At 66.4% G+C, this 20,732-nt stretch carries 1 protein-coding gene; it reads left to right on the top strand.

Annotated elements, in window-relative coordinates; genetic code table 11:
- Nucleotides 1-22: 22 nt before the first annotated feature.
- The coding region (locus BLW84_RS42540) for a WXG100-like domain-containing protein (protein WP_177227001.1) at nt 23-20,732 on the top strand (20,710 nt) is incomplete at its 3' end.

Here is a 20,732-nt window from a genome sequence, read left to right as displayed (position 1 = left end):
TAGGTGAGCTAGAGGGGCAGTTATGGCGATCATGTTCAGTGAGTTTGAGCGCCAGCTGTGCTATTGGCTTACGGGGGATGAGCCGCCGCCTGTTAATGAGGATAAGGTGCGGGAGTTGGCGGTGGTGTGGCGGTCGCATGCGGGGCGTTTGCGGCGGTTGCGGGTGGATGCGCGGGCGGCGGTGGAGGGGATTCGGTCGTCGGGTTTTGCGGGGGCGTCGGAGCGGGCGTTTGCGGCGCGGATGGCGCCGTTTGTGGATGGGCCGTCGAATTATTTGGATGCGGCGGCTGATCATTTTGATGCGATGGCTGATGCGTTGGATCAGATCGCGATGGAGGTGGAGTTTCTTAAGCTGGTGGTGTTGATTCAGTTGGCGTTGCTGGCGGTTGAGTTTGAGTTTTTTGTGCAGTGGTTTTGGGTTCCGGGGGTTCAGACGTGGTTTATGTCGCAGGCGTTCATGCACAGGGTGGTTGTGGAGAAGGCTGTGGCGTGGATTGCGCGGCGGATGGCGAGTGTGCCGCGTGTTCCGGTGGAGATTCTGGGGATGCTGGCGGTGAGTTTTGGGCAGCAGTTGGGTGTGGTGTGGCTGGCTCAGCAGATCCAGATTGGTGAGGGTACTCGGGAGGAGCATGACGGGAAGCATTACGAGAGTGCTGCGGTGATTGCGGCGGTGGGGTCGGTGTTGTCGTTCGGGGCGATGGGGGCGTTGCCGAAGTTGAAGGGTGCGATCAGGGATTGGGTGAAGCGTGCGGGTGGGGATGCGGGTGCGGTGGATGGGTGGTTTGCCAGTCCGTGGGCGCGGATTGGTGGTGAGGGTCTGCATGAGGGCGTTACCGAGACGGTCGCGATCGGGATTTTGGAGGGCAAGTTCGAGGTCAATCCGGCGGCGTTCACTGCGGGTGGGGCTTCGGCGGTGGCTGAGATCGCGGGGGAGAAGGCGGGGGCGGGTCTTCTCGGGCTGGTGTTGGAACAGGAAGGCAACAAGCACGTCCCGGGCGATGAGGATGCGGACAGCGGCTACGGCAGCGACGAGGACGCCGACGCCGACGACGCCGGCAGCGAGTCCGGCAGCGACAGCAGCGAGTCCGGAGGTAGCAGCGGCGAGTCCGGTTACGGCAGTGGTGAGGATGCGGACGACGCGGGCAGTGAGTCCGGTGGCGGCAGCGGCGAGTCCAGCTACGGCAGCGGCGAGTCCGGCAGTGGTAGCGGCGAGTCCGGCAGTGGCAGTGGCGATGGTGGCCCGGGGCTGGGGTCGTTGGCCGGCGGGACAAGCGTCCCACCGGCTATTTCCGCCCGTTCCTCTGGTCAGGGCGATTCCGGTGGTTCTGGTGGGGGCCGGGATGTGGTGTTGCCGGGCGCCGGGCAGTACCAGCCCGGCGACGAGCACAGTTCCGCCTCGGTGGGCGAGGCTCGCCGCATCAGTGTTGTCGAGGGTTCTGGTGCTGTGTCTGGGGGTGGGGAAACCTCTGGTGGCCGGGGTGTGCCGGGTGAGCGGGTCGGTGCCGGGGGTGGGTCGGACACCAAGTCCGTTGTGGATCCGGTGAGTGCTGTTGCGTCGCGGCCGGGGCAGCCGGGTGCCCAGGTCCCGGCCATGCCGGATGCCCAGGTCCCGGCCACGCCGGGTGACCCGGGACGGTCCGAGGCCATCCGGGAAGAGTCCGGTGGCGGGCAGCAGCACGTGCTGCAGTCACGCGCCACCGACGATCGCACTCCCGGCGAGGGCATCACGCATTCCGCCAGCCGGAACGACGGGTTCGGGCTGGGCGGCTCCGCGCAATCCGAACCCCACAGTGCGGGCTCCGGGCAGGCACTCAACGCTGACGAGGCTGTCACCCATAACCGGGCCAACCCGAGCGCCGAACCCACCCGCCAACCCGATGGCGTGCGGGAGCCCGGGTTCGAATCCACCAGCGAACGCGGTGGTGAATCCAACGGCGAGCGCGGTGGCGAGTCGGCCAGTGTGGCTGGTCGTGATCGCGGTGATGAGTCTGGTGGTCATCGCGAGTTCACCGGCGAGTCTGGTGGTAGCCGTGAACGGGGCGGTGAGTCGGCCAGCGTGCCTGGTCGCGAACGCGGTGATGAGTCGGCCAGCACGCAGGGCGGTGGTCGCGAGTCCAGCGAGTCTGGTGGTGGCGAGTCGACGTCGGCGCGGGTTCCTTCTGGTGTCCCGGCCGCCATGGATACCGGCGCGTCGGTGTCGGGGGGTGTTGATGTTCCGGTCGTTTCCCGTGCCGCAGTCGATTCTGGCACCGAGGGTGGCCGCACCGGCGCAGCGTCGACACCGGCTCAGGCCCCGGCCGCGGTGGCCGGTACCGGCTCGGGTTCTGTTTCGGGGATGGGGCAGGGTTCCGGTCAGGCGCCGGCGACCGCCCCGGCTTCGCAGGTTCCTGCGGCGGCTACCTCGGGTGCCCCCGGGGCCGTTACGGCCGGTGCGGCTGGGGGCACTTCGGCGGCGGCCGTCTCGGGTTCTGCACCGGTGGGGGCGGGTGCGGCCACGCCTGGTGGGACGTCCGCCGGGTCGGCTGGGACGACCGCCGGGTCGGGCACGTCTGGTGGGCCGGGTGTGTTGGCGGCTGGGTCGGGGTCGTCGAGCCGCGGTGTGCCGGGTGGGATGCCGTCGTTGAGGGCTGGGACGGTGGGTCCGGGGATGCCGGGCCGGGTCGGTGATGGTTCGGGTTCTGGTGGGGTGCGGGAGGTGACGGCGGCCGCGGGTGTCGGTGACGGTGCTGACTCGTCGCGGGTGGAGTCGTCGTCGGTGGTGGGGAAGGTTGGTGGTGGTCGGGCGCCGGGGCCGGGTGTGGGTTCGGGTTCGGGGCCGGGGTCGCGGCGTGAGTTGTTGGCGATGTTGGTGGCTGCTGATCCGGATTTGCGGGTGTATGCGGGGTTGTTGGGGGATCCGGGGGCGTTGCCGGGGAAGTTGCGGGCGTATGCGGGGAAGCCGAAGAAGGATTTGCGGTTGGCTGACGCGGGGGTCACGTCGTTCATGTGGTTGAACACGATCTTGGGTGGCCGGGTTGATCAGTTGGCGTTGACGGGCAAGTACGGGCCGGAAGTGTTGCTGGGTTTGTATGAGTTGCTGCTTCGTCAGCCTCGGCGGGGTGACCGGGCGCCCAGGATCGCGTTGTTGGTGGCGGAGTTGCTGGGTGTGCGGCCTGATCAGGGTTCGTCGAAGTCGTGGAATCCGGGGGTCTGGTTTGCTGGTTCGTGGAGTCCGGGGGACTGGTTTGGTCGTTCGTGGAATCCGCGGGACTGGTTTGGTCGCTGGGGTGGGAAGGGTCTGCCGGCGACTGGCAGTGAGAAGACCGCGGCGGAGGTCGTTGAGGAGAAGACCGCGGCGGAGAATCGTGGCGAGAAGACTGCGCCGGAGGTCGTTGACGAGAAGACCCGCTCGAACGATCCCGACGACCGGGACGGTCTGGACTCCGACGAGCGGGCCCTGCTCGCCGAGGAGTCCGATGCGGCTTCGGTCGTCTCGGCGGTCTCCGATGGGTCCGACCGGACCGATACGACCTCCCTCGCCGAGGCCGAGCCCGACGGTGCGGGCCGGGAACGGGAGATCCACCTCGAATTCGCCGATCCCATGCTCGGCATGGGCGGTTCCCGTGAACCGGACACGATGCCCGGGACTGGTCCGGGGCAGGGCGCGAAGCCGCACTATAAGCCCATGCCCGGGGGCCAGTCGGCGGTGGTGTGGTCGCTCGAGGGGTTGTCGGTTGCTGCGAGTCGGTTTGAGGAGGCCGAACAACGCAGCGAGGCCCGGAACCTCGATGACGCGAGGGCACGGGTGCGCGCCACCTATGAGGACCTCGTCGATGCTCCTGGTCGCGACCCGGAAAGGGTTTTCCTCGCCGCATTGCGCAGAGACGAGCGGCACGACGCCCTCATAACGATTGCCGCTCATCTTATGAACGGTAGTCCGGAAGCGTTGCGGGTGTTGCCGGATCTGCAGACAGTCGACCGGGATTCCGCGCAGGTGTTGTTGCGGGCTCTCGCGCGCAACCTGCTGCAGCAGCCGAGGGAGGCCGGACACAACAATCCCGCGGAAACCACACAAGTATCCGCGTCCAGTGTGGACAGTGAGGCGAACCCTGATCTGGTGGAGTCTTACGCGGTTGCGCGGCGGGAGTTGGAGGAGGCTCGGCAGGACCGCCAGCAGGAGGTGGACGAGGCGTTTGTGCGTGCGGACGCCATTTTGGGCCCGGTGCTTCGGGAGTACCCGAGCGCTCGGGTGCTGATGGCGCGTCAGTTCCTGAGGTTCCCGAATGATGACGGAGCGGCTGCGGGACTGCGTGCACAGCTGGAGGGCCAGATGAGTCGGCTGGCACATATCGGTGCGGGTGCGGGTCCGGGGCCGGGTGTGGTTCCGGGACCGGGGGTTCAGGCAGGGGGTGGTGGTGCGTCGGGATCTTCGTCGGATGTTGTGTCGGGCTCTGCGGGGGGAGCGCAGCCGGCCCCGAAAGCAAAACGAAATCTGCGTCGGGACCGCGATAAGGCTGTGCGGCGTGCGCGGATGGGGGAGTTGCGGCAGTCGCTGGAGGGTCTAAATGCTAGGCAGGCTGAGTTGGCGGGGGTGCCGGCGTTGGATGCGGCTGGGCGGAGGGAGCGGGAGGCGCTGCAGAAGAGTATCGACTCGGTGCGGGCGGAGTACAACGGGCTTGAGGCGGTGGATCAGCGGTTGCGCGACCAGGACGCGGAAGACCAGCGTAAGTCTCGGGAGAGGAAGGCTGCGCGGCGGCGGGCTGAGGCACTGTCTGCTGGGGGACAGGTTTCGTTTGCTGGTGAGTCCGCTCAGGTAGCGGGCCGGTCAAGGCAGTCTGAGGCGGAGGCTGAGCTGAGTGCGTTGATCACTAATGCGGAGGCTGGGTTGAAGAGGATGCGGGATGAGGGGCGGCAAGTTCGCGTACGCGGGGTGGATGTTGGCGTAGGCGTAGACGGTCTGATTTCTGATATGCGGGCGCGTGAGGTGGGAGTGGTTTTTGGGGGCGATGATGGTCTCGTGAATGTGTTGGCTTATTACATGTTGAGTCATCCGGACGATTCCCAGGGCGTCCAGGAGTTGCAGGAAAGGCTTCATTGGTTGACGGCCGCGGCGCAGTTGGGTGAGTGGGCGGGGATCGCTGGTCGTGATGCTGTGGACCGGTTGTTGGCTGCTGCGGACGGGATTTTGGGGCCGTTGAAGGTGTCGGAGCGGTTCCGGACTGTGCTGGCGCACTGGTTGGGCGAGCATCCGGGTGACTGGCACGGTGCCCAGGCGGTGCGAGCGGAAATGGCCGGTTATCTGGCTGGGGACCCTGGCATTGGCATGGTGGTGAGTGGTTTGACTCACGAGGCGTTCGAGGAGGTGAAAGCGGAAGAGGCGCGTTGGCAGGCGGGGGTTCGTGCTGGGAACCAGGTGGAGGCTGGGGGCGTTGCCGTCGCGATGCGTGGGGGTGTTGTTGATGATCCGGGATTGAGCCTTATTTATCGGGCTAGTTCGGTAAAGCGGATGTTGGCGGATGCTGGTAGGGCGTTGCGGCAGTTGGCCGTCGACCGCGTGGACCGTTTGTATGCTGCCGCGGAGAAGGTCTTGGGGCCCCTTTACAAGTCGGAGCCCTTCCGGGATGTGATGGCACACGCGTTGATGACGCGGGATGATCAGCAGCTGCAACAGTTGATGGAGAATCCGCAGGCTGATCAGCAGGTGCGGGATTTGCGGTGGAAACTGGTCCGTTACCTGGCTGGTGACCTGGATGGTGGTGCGGAGCCGGGTGTTGCCGACGGCTGGCTTTCCGCCACGCTGACCGCTGAAGGCAAGCAATCTAAAGGCAAGGAGATGTATTGGCGGCGCGTGGCGATTGGCGCGGCGCTGAGTGGTTTGCGGGACGAGGATGCCATCAATGGGGTGCTGCGAGGTGAGGCGGTTGAGGACGCGCTCCGCGGGGGTTCCTTCGCCCGCGATTTGGGACCTCGGTTCAAGAGAGGTCATACATGGGCTCAGGAGGTTCTTGATCCTTTGAGGGAGCAGCTGACACTCGATTTGAACGCTGCGGTGGATTCTCTGCGGCAGATTTTGGAGGATGTTGAGGCAAACACTGACCTGCGGAGCAAATATGAAGCCAAGATCCAGCAGTGGTTGAATATTAAACGGGTGCCTGTCGCAATGATCCGTCGTCGGGCAGAGGAAGTCATCGCTGATGTTCAGGGGTTCCGAAATGACGCGAGAGGGAAATTGTGGGAGCTTCTCGCGGACGGTGAATACGGGTTAGCAATGGTGGAGGTGGTTGATCTCGGTCGAGATCGTGTGGACGCCGCGTTGCGTGCCGTAGAACGGTACGTCGGGCCAATGCCGAAGCAAACGCAGAAGCCATTGCGGGATGCGGTCGCGCATCGGCTGCTGACGAATGGGATTAGTGAAGAGGCTGATAGTGACAGGAAAGCGGACGCTGAGGCGTTTTTGGGGCGACTGCATCGTTTGACGGTCATGGCGACGGCTGTGAGTGCGGGTGCGGGACCGGGTGGGGACATGCTGCCGCAGTCCGCTGGCGGTGCGGGCTCGGAGACCGTGGAGGCTCCGCAGTCGGCGTTTACCGGGGCTGTGGTGGGTGACCCGGCGATCGATGACTCCGGGAGCTCTGCGCAGGGTGCGGCATTCGATCTACATGCTCTTGCCGGTGCTTTCCAGAGCGTGCTGCAGCAGGATCCCCGTGCTGTTCCGGCTGGCTCGGCAGCGTCGGGAAGACCGCCGGTGCGAGAGCAGTCGTTGGCGCCGGATTTGCAGGGGGAGATCGACCGGCTGGGGCGGGCGGGCTGGTCCCGTGAGGACGAGGACGCGGCGCGGGGGATTGTGCAGGGCACGCATGACCACCGGAAGTTGCTTGGGGATGCCGACTTGTCGTTGGACCAGGTGGTGGCGCTGGTCGCGGCCAAGTACCACGAGGTCGGTCGGAATCGCCGGGACGAGGTTGTGGAGTTTTCCCGGGCGTTGGCGGACAGGCTGGGTACGCGGGGCAGTGGGCTGGCCATCCACGCCGGGGCCGGGCCGGAGCCGGCTGGCGGGCTGCCACGGTCGGCTGATGTGAATACAACGACGGGCCGGTCCGACAACCCCGATTCCCCGGAGCGGAATGCGGAGCTGGACCGGATGCGTGAGCAGCTTCGTGATTTGGCGGGGTTGGGGTCTGGTGAGAGAGAGCGCAGGGAAACCGACCAGGAAGAGCCTGGCGCGGATCGGCAGGAGGACCCTGAGGATGATGTCCGGCGTCCGGAGGCGACGCCAAAGCAGGGATCGGTGCATTCGCCTACGCCGCAGCCAGATTCCGACCGTCCCTACTCCTCATACGAGGAGCTGGTTGCCGACCTGCACCGCGACGCGGCGGATCCGGCCGACTCAGTGAACACTTCGGGACTGTCTTCGCTCGGACCGAACCTGTTCAACCTGCGCCAACCGGAACCTGCGCCGGACTTCCTCCGCGGGCATGACTACGGGGAGGACTATTCGAATCTGAGTGCCGCGCAGGGCATCGCAGTGCTCGAAAGTCTGGACCTCAGGAAGAGCCGCCCGACGTGGGATGCCATGCGGCCGGATGCGCTGCAAGGCGACGTGCAGGTGATGACCAGGAAGCTCTCCAATCGTGAGCGGATTGACTGGGCGCCGGCAGGGATCCACCTGCCACTGCCGGCTCAGCTGGAAACGCCGAAGGTGGTGCATTCAGTATGGTTCTTCGGTGCGCCACTGTCGGATGCGTTCCGGCAGAACCTGGAGATCAGTGCATCGCAGGCTCCCACGTTCTTGTTTGTCAACCTTCCACGCGTTCGCGTGGAGGAAGCCATCAGGCGGCAGCCCACCGATCCGGCCGATCCGTTGACCGCGGTCTGGGATTTCGTGCGGTGGACACAGGAAAGCGGCGTCATCCCAGTCAGCTTGGCGGAGGTGTCCAACGCTGACACACCGTTCGATCTGGCCGAAGCGACCGCAACCGAAATGCTCAAGCTGGACGGTCCAGGCTGGGCGGCCGCCAGTGACAACGTTCGGATGTCGGTCCTCAAGCGCTTCGGCGGGGCGTATCTCGACTCGGACAACCACGTGACCGACGTCGATCGGCTGTTCAGCGCGGTCAACAGTCGGGCCGCCTACGCGGTCAACATGGGAGTGGACGGAGACGATCCGAACAACGACGCGTGGGTGATGCCCAAGAGACACCGGGCGGCCCAGGTGTGGATCAGCCTCCAGGCGCGGAACTATGACGCGACGCAGGTCGAGCTGTTTCCGGAAGCATTGCTTGGTGCGGACTTCCGGCAGCCGGGCGGTAACGCGACGCGCAACAGCGTGTTGTTCCGGACCGGGCCGGGGCTGTTCAACGATTTCGCGCAGGTACTCGAGTATCGCGACAAGCACCATCTCCCGCCGATCTCGGGAATCGAGCGGGGCGGCGCCCTCAGCTGGGGGCCCGAGTCCGCGACGCAACCGCAACTGTCTTCGGGAAGGCAGGACGCCCTGTTCGTGGCGAAGGCGGTCGTGGAAACCCTGGCCCGCGACTTGCTGAGCAACCGCGACGGTGATCTGCACCTGACAGCCGTGCGACGGACCATCGATGCGCATCCGCAGCGTGACCTGCTGTGGAACGCCGTGGTGTCGTTCATCGCGTCGAGGCCCGACCTCGCCGGTGCGGTGCACTCGGTCACCTTGGAGGCGTTTTACGAGCACGGCGATGTCCGGTTGGAACTGCCGGAGACCGCTAGCAGGCTGATTGAGATCGACGACGACCCCTTCGTGCTGCTCGGCGAGGGGGTGTACCCCGCGCACCTGAACGAGCCCGTCGGCGGCGACACCACCACCACGCCTTCGCCGATTGATACGGCGACGTCCGAAACTCCTCACGACGCGCCGGAGGAGTCTGCACCGTCGCACCGCTCCAGTGAATCGCCGGAGCCTGGCGGTCGGAGTGCACGGTCCGACGAGGAGTCCTTGGCTGATGACTCATCGGAGGCATCGTCGGATTCGGACGTGTCGGAGTCTTGGCCTGCGTCGGGCGACTTGGACGGCAGCTTGTCGACGTTGGAGTCGTCGGTGGCGGATTTGCGCCGCGCGGTCGGCCGGCTGGGGCGGGCGGGCTGGTCCCGTGAGGACGAGGACGCGGCGCGGGGGATTGTGCAGGGCACGCATGACCACCGGAAGTTGCTTGGGGATGCCGACTTGTCGTTGGACCAGGTGGTGGCGCTGGTCGCGGCCAAGTACCACGAGGTCGGTCGGAATCGCCGGGACGAGGTTGTGGAGTTTTCCCGGGCGTTGGCGGACAGGCTGGGTACGCGGGGCAGCGGGCTGAGCATCCGGGCCGGAGCGGGACCGGAGGAGTCGGGCAGGCCAGGCCTAAGCCCGAGGAACACGTTTGCGGCACAAAAGGAGAGGGAGAGGGAGAGGGAGGCCCTCGAGGCGCGGCTTTCGGCGTTGGAGGCGTCGCTGGAGCAGCTTACTGCTCAGAAGGCGCAGAAGGCGAAGGTGGAGAGTAGGAGCCCCGATGAGGAGCGGGATTTGCGGGTGGTGCGGTTGCGGGGGGCGCTGGAGGAGCTTCAGGCTCGGCAGGCGGCGTTGGAGGCGTTGACTGAGTGGAAAGGGGGTCTGCAGGCGAATCGGGATGCGTTGCCGGAGGACCTTGCGGCTGTGCGGAGTGAGTTGCTTGCAGGTGTGCGGGGTGAGTGGGAGGGGCTGCGGGGGCGTATCGAGGCGGTGCAGGCGGAGTTGGCCGAGATTGCGGATGACGGTCTAAGGCGTGAACAGGTCAGGGAAGGCGAGAGTGTGTCTGGGGAGGGGCAGGCTGCGGCGTTGTCTGCTGGTGGGTCTGCTGTCGGGAGTGTGCCGGGGGGTGCGTCGGCTGAGGTTGTTAGGCCGGCTGTGGTTGTTGAGTTGGCGGGGTTGGTTGGGCGTATGGAGGAGCATTTGGCGGCGTTGCCGGCGGATTTCCGTCCGGATGTGCGTGCCCAGGTCGCTGCTGTGCGGGAGGTGGCAGAGTGGGAACGCTGGACCCCGGAGGAGCTGCATAGCCTCGACTCGAAGCTGGAGGAGGTGCGGCAGGTCGAGGAGTATTTGGCGGCGGCCGCGCTGAGTGCGTTGATCAGTAAGGCGAACGCTGGGCTGGAGAGGATGCGTCGGCAGGGGCTGCCAGAGGAGACGCTGCCAATAAACGGTGTGATGGCTGCCGTGCAGGCGCGTATGGGGCCTCTTGTAGGCGATGAGGGTATCCGGAATGTGGTGGCGCACCACATGCTGAGTAATCCGGGGGATGTGGCGGGCACCAAAAAGTTCCTTCGAGAATTCTATGGTTTGGTCTGGGGCGAGCGGCACGGGCGGGCCGTGGCGCAGCTGCGTGAGTGGCGCGAGACCGCTGATCCTGATGCTGTGGACCGGTTGTTGGCTGATGCGGACGGGATTCTGGGGCCGCTGAAGGCGTCGGGGCGGTTCCGGGATGTACTGGCGCACTGGTTGCGTGAGCATCCGGGCGATTTGCGCGGTGCCCAGGCGGTGCGAGCGGAACTGGCCGATTACCTGGCCGGTGACCCTGACATCGGCGTGGCGGTGAGTGGTTTGACTCCCGACGTATTCGAGAAGGCGAAAGCGGACGAGGCGCGTTGGCACGCAGATCGTGCTGGCACCCAGGCGGAGACTGGGTCCGTTGCCGTCCCGGTGGTGCCCAGGTTCGATCCAGGGCTGGACGCTGATTCTCAGGTTAGCTCGATAATGCAGGCATTTGCGGATGCCGGTCGGGCGCTGCGGCAGTTGGCCGTCGACCGCGTGGACCGTTTGTATGCTGCCGCGGAGAAGGTCTTGGGGCCCCTTTACGAGTCGGAGCCCTTCCGGGATGTGATGGCACACGCGTTGATGACGCGGGATGATCAGCAGTTGCAACAGTTGATGGAGAATCCGCGGGATGATCAGCAGGTGCAGGAGTTGCGGTGGAAACTGGTCTGTTACCTGGCTGGTGACCTGAGCGGCGGTGCGGACTCGAAGGCTGCCGACGACTTGCTTTCCGCCACGGTGGACCCTGAGCCTGGAGACAATGTTCCTAACGGGAATCAGATTAATTCGCGACGCGCGGCGGTTGGCAAGGCGCTTAGTGGTTTGCTGCGCAATGATGCTGTCGAACGCATGCTGCAAACCGAGGCGCTTGAGGAAGCGCTTCGCGAGGATTACTCCAAGGATAAATTGGGGGATCTGTTCAATAGAGGGGCAACATGGGGCAGTGAAATTCGTGCTGAAGCCAAGAAGAAGCTGATCTCCGATTTGGAAGCTAAGGCGTATTCTCTGCGGCAGATTTTGGCGGACGTGGAGGCAAGCGCTGAACTGTGGCACAAATATGACGTCGAGATCGCCAGGTGGCTGAATCTTAAAGAGCGCGCGCGTCTCAAAACGATCCGCAGCCGGGTAGCGGAAGCTGCCGCTGCTGTTCAGGAGTTGCGGGATTGGCGCCGAAATTACGCGATACGGGAATTGGGGGGAATTTTCGCGACAGCGAACGGTGTGTTACCGCAATACGCGTTGGATAAGGTAGACCAGTACTTCCCGGGAATGCAGTATGACTTCCCGGGAGTGCAGGATGATCAATTGCGGAATGCGGTCGCACATCGGCTGCTGACGAATGGGGATAATAGAGAGGATGCTCAGGCGTTTCTGGAGAGATTGCGTCGTCTGAGTCGCCTGGCGGCGGCTGTGAGTGCGGGCGCGGGGCCGGAGCAGGGTGGGGACATGCGGTCCGCTGGCGATCCGGGGCCGGAGACCGTTGAGGACACACGGTCGGAGTCCGCTGAGGATGCGGAGAGCGATGACGCCGAGAGCGACTTCGATGAGGAGGAGTTCGAAAATACGGTACGGCCAGCGTTGTGGCAGCGGCTGAAGGATTTGCGTGGCACTTTGCCCTTCGGCACGCTGAGGCCGCTGGGGCGGCCGGCGGATCCGAAGTGGGCGTCCTGGTTCGATGCGTGGACGGGCGAGCGTTCCGAAACCCCTCGGGGCGAGACCTGGTACATGCGGGGTAACACACGTGTGCCGGTGTATGAGGTGGCGGGTGGGCGTGTGCTGGGCTCGGCGGATCTGGCGAGGATTCCTGATGGGGAGGGGAGCGCGGCGGTTACCGCTTTTGTGGCGGCGACTGGACAGGACGCGCAACCACTGTTCGCTGATGTTGATGGTCGTAATGTCCAGGCGTACTTGGAGTGGTTGGACCGGCAGGGCGTGTTGGGTCATGCGCTGGTGGTGCGGAAACGGAAGAGGACGCAGCTTTCGAGGGTTTTCGCGTTGCCGTTCGCGGCGGAAGGCATGCCATCGGAGGAGGCGGTGGATGCCTGGTACGTGCGGGGGGAGTATGCGGAGGGGGAGGAACCGAGTGCTGGTGGGCGGCTGGAGGACTTGCGGCGTGCGTTTTTCCCGTCGGATGACGATTCGGTGCTGGAACAGGATGAGTTTTACGTGCATGTGGTGGATCCGATTGGTGGTGGGGTGGCCTACGGGGTGGCTGATCAGGGGTTGTGGCTTCGGGGTCGTGATGTGGAGTGGGGTGGGTTGTTCGCGGTCCTGGATGGGTATGGGCCCGCGGAGCTGATGGGGCTGGTTAACCCGGGGGTGCGCTGGAATCAGTATCTGGCTCAGGTGTTGGGGGTGGATGAACTCACGGCGCGGGTGTGGCGGATGTGGTCCCACCTGCCCGAGGACTGGCATGCCGGGGCGTTGCGCCGGGCGATCATCGGGTCGGTGGTCAGCAAGTTCGGCGGGCGGGAGGCGGTCAAGAGACTGGTCGAAGACCTGGTGCCGGACGGTCCGTGGTACCAGGAGCGGTTGCACGCGCTGGGTGAGTTCATGATGAGCCTGGCCGGCAGCCGCGGCGGTCGTCTTGAGGGGAGTTGGGTCGACGATGGGCGTGACACGACCAGCGCGGATACCTACGCGGGCAGGCTTCGGCAGGTGGTGGACTGGCTTGGTGGCCGGGATCGGGTCGCGGAGCTGACGGCGAAGGTGGCGACGCTCAGCGACGACTATCGGGAGTCCATCGGTCTTCCGGCGGAGGTGCGTGGGCTCGGTCAGTTGTGGCATCACATCGCTTCTGTCCCGGGCCCGCGCCTGCCGGCGTTCTTCGATGGTGGGGTGTCCAGTGTTGACACGCCCACGCCACCCGGTGCCCAACCGGATCCGGATATGGCGCGACGCGTGGCTGTGGTCTGGGCGATCGCCGAGAGCGAGCCCGGCATCCGGTGGCAGACGCCAGACACCGGCGGTCCGGCACCGCAGCCTGCCAGCCAGCCCAGCAAGCGGAAGTTGGACGTGCTGCGCGAGCTGGCCCACGCCCTCGAAGGTCGTGAGCTTCACTACCTCGAGCACTTCTTCGGTTCGATCCCGAACATCGCCCAGGCGATCGGTGTGCCCGAGGACATCGTGAGTTCCTGGCACCACCCCAATTCCAAGTCTCCTTGGTATTACGGCTTCATCCGTCCCGGCGATCGTGCGGTACTGCGCGGGGTCCTGCTCGACACGATTGTCGCGGCGGTCGGCGGGCCGGAGCGGACGGTCGCGCTGGCCGCCCGGTTGCGGACGATGTCCGTCGTCATGGCCGATCGGCTCGCCGAGCGGGGGCAGCTTGGCTCACCAGAAGCGCCAGGCCACGGTGATCTCCCATCAGCCAGGACGCTTCCCGGCATCCTGCTGGAGCAGAAGGATTTGTGGGCCCTGACTCTTGCTGACGTGGTGGACCACGTTGCCGGAACCGGAGCGGCTTCTCTCGATTTCTCGGTTAAGGATCTGGTGGACTCCGTCGGCGGCCCGGGTCGAGCAGCCGAGGTGACCGGCCTCAGCGAGTCCACCATTGGGGAGTGGCTGGGGGGATGGCGCCTCAGATTCGGCGAGGAGTTCACAGGGAAACACAAGCCGAAGTTGTGGAAGGCTGCGGGGGGCGGGCTTTTGGTTCCGGAGCTGGTGCGTTACCTCGGTCCGGCTCGAGCAATCGAGGTGACCGGCGCCAGCGAGCACGAGGTGTGGGAATGGCTGGGGGGGCACGGCCTGATCTCGTTGGAAGAAGCCGGGAAGCTGCGCCGGGCTGTTCTGGGGGCTATCGCGGACGGTCTCCTCAATCAGCCAGCGCGGTTGGAGCCGTTGGTGTGGAGCGTGGAGGGGATACGGGAGGCGGCGCGCCGTCTTGCGTGGGCAGACGCCACGAAGGGGGGCGAGTTCCCGCCTGAGTCTGACCGGGTTTTCGAGTTGGTTAGATTGCGAAGTGTCGATAATGGATCCGAGGGTCCGCTGAGGGCGTCGGTCCACTACTTCGTTGTTCAGGTACTGCTCGGCAACGAGGATGCGAAGGCCATGCTGGAGCGGTCAGGGATCGAAATCCTTGACCCAAGCCCTGCCCCGGACCGTGATGCGGCCCGTCGGTTGCTGAACCAGATCGAGGGCAAGCTCCACACGGCGGGCGAGGTGCTGGCCGACGGTGTGTTGCGGCGGGTTGTGGGCAGTGCTGCGAGTGATCGGTTCCAGGAGGCCACCGGGGGTCGTGTCCCGCATCCCCGGCTGATTGGTGACCCCGATGCCGTGCGTGAGTTCATGCAGAAGACGGCGGACTCGAGGCCCGGAGCTCATTTCTTCGTGCTGAGGGTGCCGCCGAAAGGCTCGCAGAGTCCCCCGCAGGCGGAATATGTGGCGGGCAACCGGGTACAGGATTTCCCGGAGTCTGGTGACTTTTTTGAGGAAGACCGGGCGCACTACTACCTGCACGCGATTGATGTGAATGGCCAACGGATCGATCCCGATTCGAAGCTGTCGCGGGAGGTGAAGGCTGGCGCAGCCGCAGACCTGGATTGGTGGGCTCAGCTGGGCGGTCTACGTGCTTCGGTTGCCGATGGTGTGGGCCTGATAGGGACCAGCGGCACAGACGGTTCCGGAGCGTCTGTTTTGCCGCGGGACGTCCCTGAGCGGACAGTGACAGACATTGTGACTCTTCTGGGTGGACCGGAGCAGGCCGAGTGGCTGGATAGCCGGTTGCCGCGGGTGGCGCAGTTGCTTGAATTGCCGGTGTCGGTGCGGCTGGAGCGACTCGGCGACCTCGTGCAGATCATCAACGGCCTCACGAGCAGCCAGCTGCGCAATCTCACGGGTCGCAGCAACCCCGCCCGGGCTTACTTTGGCGGCGATGGGCGCTTGAGGAGTGCCGCGTTGGAAGCTGTGCCTAACCTGCTCAAAAAGCAGGACATCAAATGGTTGGGCAGTGTCGCCAAGCTGTACCCAGGGAAGGTGAAGGCGGATCCGCGGCTAGCCGCGGAGTGGGACGATGTGAACAAGCTGCTGGCTCGGGAGAAGACCGGTTCACGAGCGGCCATCGGCGGTGTGTACGGCGAGGCTGGACTCCGCCTGGTGGATCACATCCTGGTGGGCGAGTACCGAAGCGGTGGTGACGTCCAAAAGAAGGTCCCCGAGAAGTTGGTGTGGCTCGCGGAGCGGCTGGGCCTGGATTATTTGCGCGACAAACAGGGCCTGCTGGGCGGAGCGCCGACAACGCCGCTGGGTCAGGAGGCTGAATCCGGAACGGGCGCGAATTCCACCGCTGAGTCGTCGGTGTCGGAGGTCGTGGACGCGCAAGCGATGCAGGACTTCTGGGGCGGCGCACCCGGCACGTCGTCTGACGATGCCGAGTCGCCGGCCGACTCCGAATCCGGGCGCGGCGGATCCGAGGCGCGGGCCGGGTCGCAGCTCCCCGAGGCCGAGCAGGTGGCGCGTCGCGAATCGAGTTCGTCGAGAGGGCCCGTCGCGACCTCAGCCGCCCACGCGGACACCGGGAACTACCGGGCATCCGAGCACACGGACGACCCGATCGACCGGTTCTGGTCGGAGACTCCGTGGCGCGCCGAGGTGGACCGGGCCACGGCCGCGTTGCAGATGACGATTCGGGGCTTGCGGAGCTCCGCGGCGCAGACGCTGCGGCTCGGAGACCTGGACATCACCGAGCGGGAATCGGCGCTCACCGGGCCGGCGCGGCAGCGTGCCGAGGAGTTGCGCGCCGAACTGGTGGACCGGGTGGCGCACCGGATTTCCCAGTCCGACCCCGGTGCGCGGCTGGGCTGGCCGGTCCACGACGACGCCACGAACCTGGCCAACGACCTTCGCAACTCCTATCAGGAACTGCTCGCCCAGAACGCGTTCGACACCGAAGGGGACGGAAACCTCGGCCGGTTCCGGGAAGATTCCGCGGCGGCGCTCGCCGAGGCGCGCGACGGCCTGGACCGCGTCGCCGCCGACCTGGAGCAGCGCTGGCGCGACCGGGGCCGCGACCAACTCGGCATCTCGCCGGAGCCCGAGCACTCCCCGGCGGAGCGAGCGGTGCTGGACGACCTGGCGCTCGCGGTCGGGCGTCCCTATCACCAGCTGGACGCGCTGACCGCCGCGGCCTGGGCCGACGGGCGTCCGGAATCCGACGGCGCCGCATTGCAGAACTTCGCCGATGATCTCGCTGCCCGAGCGAGGGACGACTTCGGCTCGATCCGCGACCGGTTCGGCTCGCCGCCGGAGCAAGCCGCGGAAACCGTTTCGGAGCCGGGCGAACACCAGCAGGACGCCCCGGCGGAAGAGTCGCGCGAAGGCCGGCCTGACTCCGAAAGCGCGGAGACCAACGCCGAAGACCCCCACTACGATTCCGACAGCGACTCGGTCCCCGACGATGGCTTCCGGTCGGATATGACGCCGGCGAAGGCGCGCGCGAGCCTGCAGCAGCTGGCTGGCAACGAGCCACCGAACTGGCACCGCATGCCCGCGTCCCTGCAGCAGCGGTTCCGCACACAGGCCGAATTGCTCCTGGGGCCGCTGGTGGAGACCGACCAGGGGCAGCCCGCGGCGCGTGAGCGGGCCGAGGCGTACGCCCAGTTGCGCGACGTGATCGCGCGCGAGCGGGCCAGCGGGGTCTTTTGGAACCAGACCGCCTCGCTGCGCAAGAACCTTCAGGCGTGGTTCAACCACGACGGGGTGGAGCGGGTCTCCATTGACCTTTCATTCGCGGAGGCCAACGAGCGTCGGGAGACAGCCCAGGCGGGCGATGGACTTAACCGCGCGCGCACCGAATTCGAGCACCGGTGGAGCGCGGAACTCGGCCAGGGCGACCGGCATTTGCAGGAACTCACCGACCCGGGCGAGCAGCGCGACCCGCTGGCCGGCCGGGATCTTTCGCCGCGCGATCAGCAGCAGCTGCGACAGCAGGTGGAAGCGGCACTGGCGTCGCGGTCCGACGAAGTCGAGACGCAGGCGCGGGAACACGCCGAGATGCTGGGCAGCCTGGTGTCCGCGCTGGCATCCGAGATGGACGCGGCCCGGCAGGTGGCCGAGGAACCCGAACTCGCTGGACCGCTCTCCGGGGAATTGCTGAGGGACGCGGAGGTCGAACCGGGCGTGGCCGCGGCGCGGCTCGATGCGATCGGGGACCGGTTCGGCTCGGGTGTGGTCGAGGATTTGCGTGTGCGTGCCGAGGGGTTGCTGACCGATTCGGCGGATGGGTGGTCGACGGCGGACATTCCGGGGCCTGCGTTGCGGGTGCTGGTGGACGAGGTGGCCTCGACGCTGCTCCCGCAGGACGTCGAGTCGTCGGCAGTGCGGGAGTTCCGAGCGACCGAACTCGCCCGGAACACGGAGCACGCGAGGTCGCTGCTCGGCGAGCGGCCCGACCCGCTGCCGGATCGGGGCCCCACCCCGCGGGAACAGCACGAGCTGTGGCAGCGGATGGAAGCGGCGGTCGCGTCGCAGTTCGACGGCGTCGAGGCGCAGGCGCGGGAGCAGGCCGAGGTGCTGGGCGGCTCTTTGGCGGCATTGTCGACCGCGATGGACGCCCCTGCGCAGGTGGCCGAGAATCCCGAGCTGGCCGATGCGCTGGCCGGGGAGTTGCTGGAGTCCACCGGAATCGAGCCGGACGTGGCCGCGGCGCGGCTCGATGCGATCGGGGACCGGTTCGGCTCGGGTGTGGTCGAGGATTTGCGTGTGCGTGCCGAGGGGTTGCTGACCGATTCGGCGGATGGGTGGTCGACGGCGGACATTCCGGGGCCCGCGTTGCGGGTGCTGGTGGACGAGGTCGCCTCGACGCTGCTCCCGGAGCACGTCGAATCCACGGCCGAGCGGATGTCGCAGGAGTTCGGTGCGCTGAACCGGGCGGACGGCGAACTCGCCGGACTCCAGCGGCGTTTCCAGGAGCGTCGCGGCGATGTGATCGAGGGGGCCAAGAGGACGCTGGTGCAGATCGCCCGGGACGGCCGCGCCGCCGCGCTGGCGGCGTTGCGGCAGAGGGCGACCATCCTGGCGGGCGAGCCGCCGGAGGTGGTGCCAGGAGTCGGACCGGACGCTGCGACGCAGCAAGCGCTGCATCGGGACCTGGTCACGGTGCTGGCCGCGCAACTGGACCACTCACGCATCGACATCGAGAAAGACTTCGGCATTCTCGACCTGCGAGAGCGGGAAACGATGCTGAACCGGGAACTGGCGAGTTTGCGGCAGCGCCCCCGCAGTGCGGAACGGGCTCAGGCGGAGCAACACGTGACCGAGCAACTGCGCAGGGTGCGAAACGACCTGCTGCGGAGGTCGCGCGACAGCGTCGAAGAGCATGCGTGGCGTGCCACCACCGGTTTCCGGCAAGAGGCCGAGGCAATTCGGACCTGGACGCGCAATGGCCCGGTCCCCGCGGCCCACGGCGAGGGCTGGGGCGCGGACTGGCAAGACGGACCGAGCCGGCGTTGGGACAGCATCGGGTACAACGCCGCTTCGGACCACCTCCAGGAGCGGGTGAAGCAGTTCCGGCGTTCCTGGGCGACCGACGTCGAAGCCGGGCAGCGCGCCCTGGACAACCGCAGCGAAGAAGACCGCGCGAGCATCCTGGCCGAGGCCAAACGGCGCCTCGGGCCGCTCGCGCCGCAGGATGTGGAGCTCACGGAAGGCCGAGTCGACGGCGCCACGACGTGGTCGGTGGGCATCACCGGGAAACAGTTAAACGAACTTCGCGACGAGATGGCGCTCGCCCTCGCACCGTTGGCCGCCGAGCTGCACGACCTGCCAGAGACGGCCGAGCCCGCAGAACGGGAACGCATTGAATCGGGACTGGGCGGGATGCGGACGGCCCTGTTGCAGGGCCGCAACGCCGCGGAACTCGGCTTCGAAGGCTTGCTGCAGCACCAGCGGGGAGACTGGCTGGATCAGCGGTTCCAGCAGTGGCAGGAACCGGGGCACGGTGGCCTCCCGGACTACGAGCAGACCGCGGAGTCGCCCCAGTACACCGAATCGGGAGCGCCGCACTACGAAACCGATTCCCCGGACGCGGCGGCGTTGCAGCAGCTGTCCGACCGGTGGCGGGCAGCGTTCGACCAGGCCCGGCAGTCCCTGGACGAGCACGGCGACGCCGCACGGGATTGGCGGCAGCAGGCCCGGGAGATGCTGGGAGTCGAGCAGCGGGGCGTGCTGTCCCCGGACACAGCCCAGCAGTGGTCGGCATTGCACGACGGGATGGTCGACGCGGTTGCCGACGCAGGCCTGCGGCACGGTCCGGAGGCGGCCGATGCGGTGCTGGCCAGGATGTGGACCGACGTCGTCGCGCATGGCGTCGATCGGTTCATGGAAGGCGGGCCGACAGCTCGGACCGTCGCCTGGCATGCGCGGGAATTGCGCACGTTGCCGGCGCAAGAGGCGCAGCACTGGCGGCACCGGGCGTTGGGCCGCGTGCTCCCGCCGCTCGACGCGAGCCGCGGGGAACTGCGGCAGTCGCAGCCGGCCCACAACGTGATGCTGGACGGGTTGGCGAACATCGCCCGCGAGAACCGCAATGTGATGACGCCCGTGATGGAGCGGTTCGCCGCCAGGTCGGTCGTCGATCCCGACCAGCTCATGCGGCAGGCACCGCCGGAGGATTACGGCGTCACAAGGGATTCCGCGCAGCGAGCACTGGACACGTTGTTCGGCAACGCCATCCGCAATGCTCATGGGGACGAGGACGCGACCACCACCTCGTTGGCGGAGGCTGACTCGGACACGCGGGCCGAGGTGTTTGATCGCGCGGACAGCATTTTGGGCCCGACGCTTCGGGAGTATCAGCTGGCTCGGGAGCTGATGGCGCATAAGATCCTGAATTCCCCGAATGATCGAACAGCTTGGGTGCAACTGCGTGCACAGCTGCAGCGCCAAATGAGCCGGCTGGCGCACATAAGTGCGGGCGCGGGTCCGGAGCCAGGTGCGGTTCCGCGACCGGAGGATCAGGGATCAGGGGAGTCTGCTGCGGCAGCCGAGCTGAGTGCGTTGGTCACTAACGCGAACGATGGGCTGGACGCTGTCAGCGACGATGGTGCCCAGTCGTCGGATGATGGTGGGGATGCGGGGACGCTCGGGAGCAGCAGTCGGGTCGGGTCCGATGACGGGTTCGGCTCGCCGCTGACCAGTGTCGACTCTGTCAGCGGTGATAGTGCCCAGTCGTCGGGTGATGACGGTTGGGGTGTGGGGACGTTTGGGAGCAGCAGTCAGGTTGATTCCGGTGATCAGTTCGACCCTGTCAGCGGTGATGGGGCCCAGTCGTCGGCTGATGATGTTTGGGATGTGGAGAGGCTCGGGAGCAGCAGTCGGGTTGAATCCGATGATCGGGTCGAGTCGTGGCTGACCGGTATCGGCTCTGTCAGCGGTGATGGTGACCGGTTGTCGGACGGTAGTGGTTCGGATGCGGGGACGTTCGGGCGTCGGAGTTCGGTGTCTGAGGACGAGGTCGGTTCGTGGC

This window comes from Saccharopolyspora shandongensis, assembly GCF_900106995.1.
Lineage (GTDB): Bacteria > Actinomycetota > Actinomycetes > Mycobacteriales > Pseudonocardiaceae > Saccharopolyspora > Saccharopolyspora shandongensis.
Note: the sequence above shows the minus strand (reverse complement) of the source record. Positions and strands in the feature narration are given on the sequence as shown.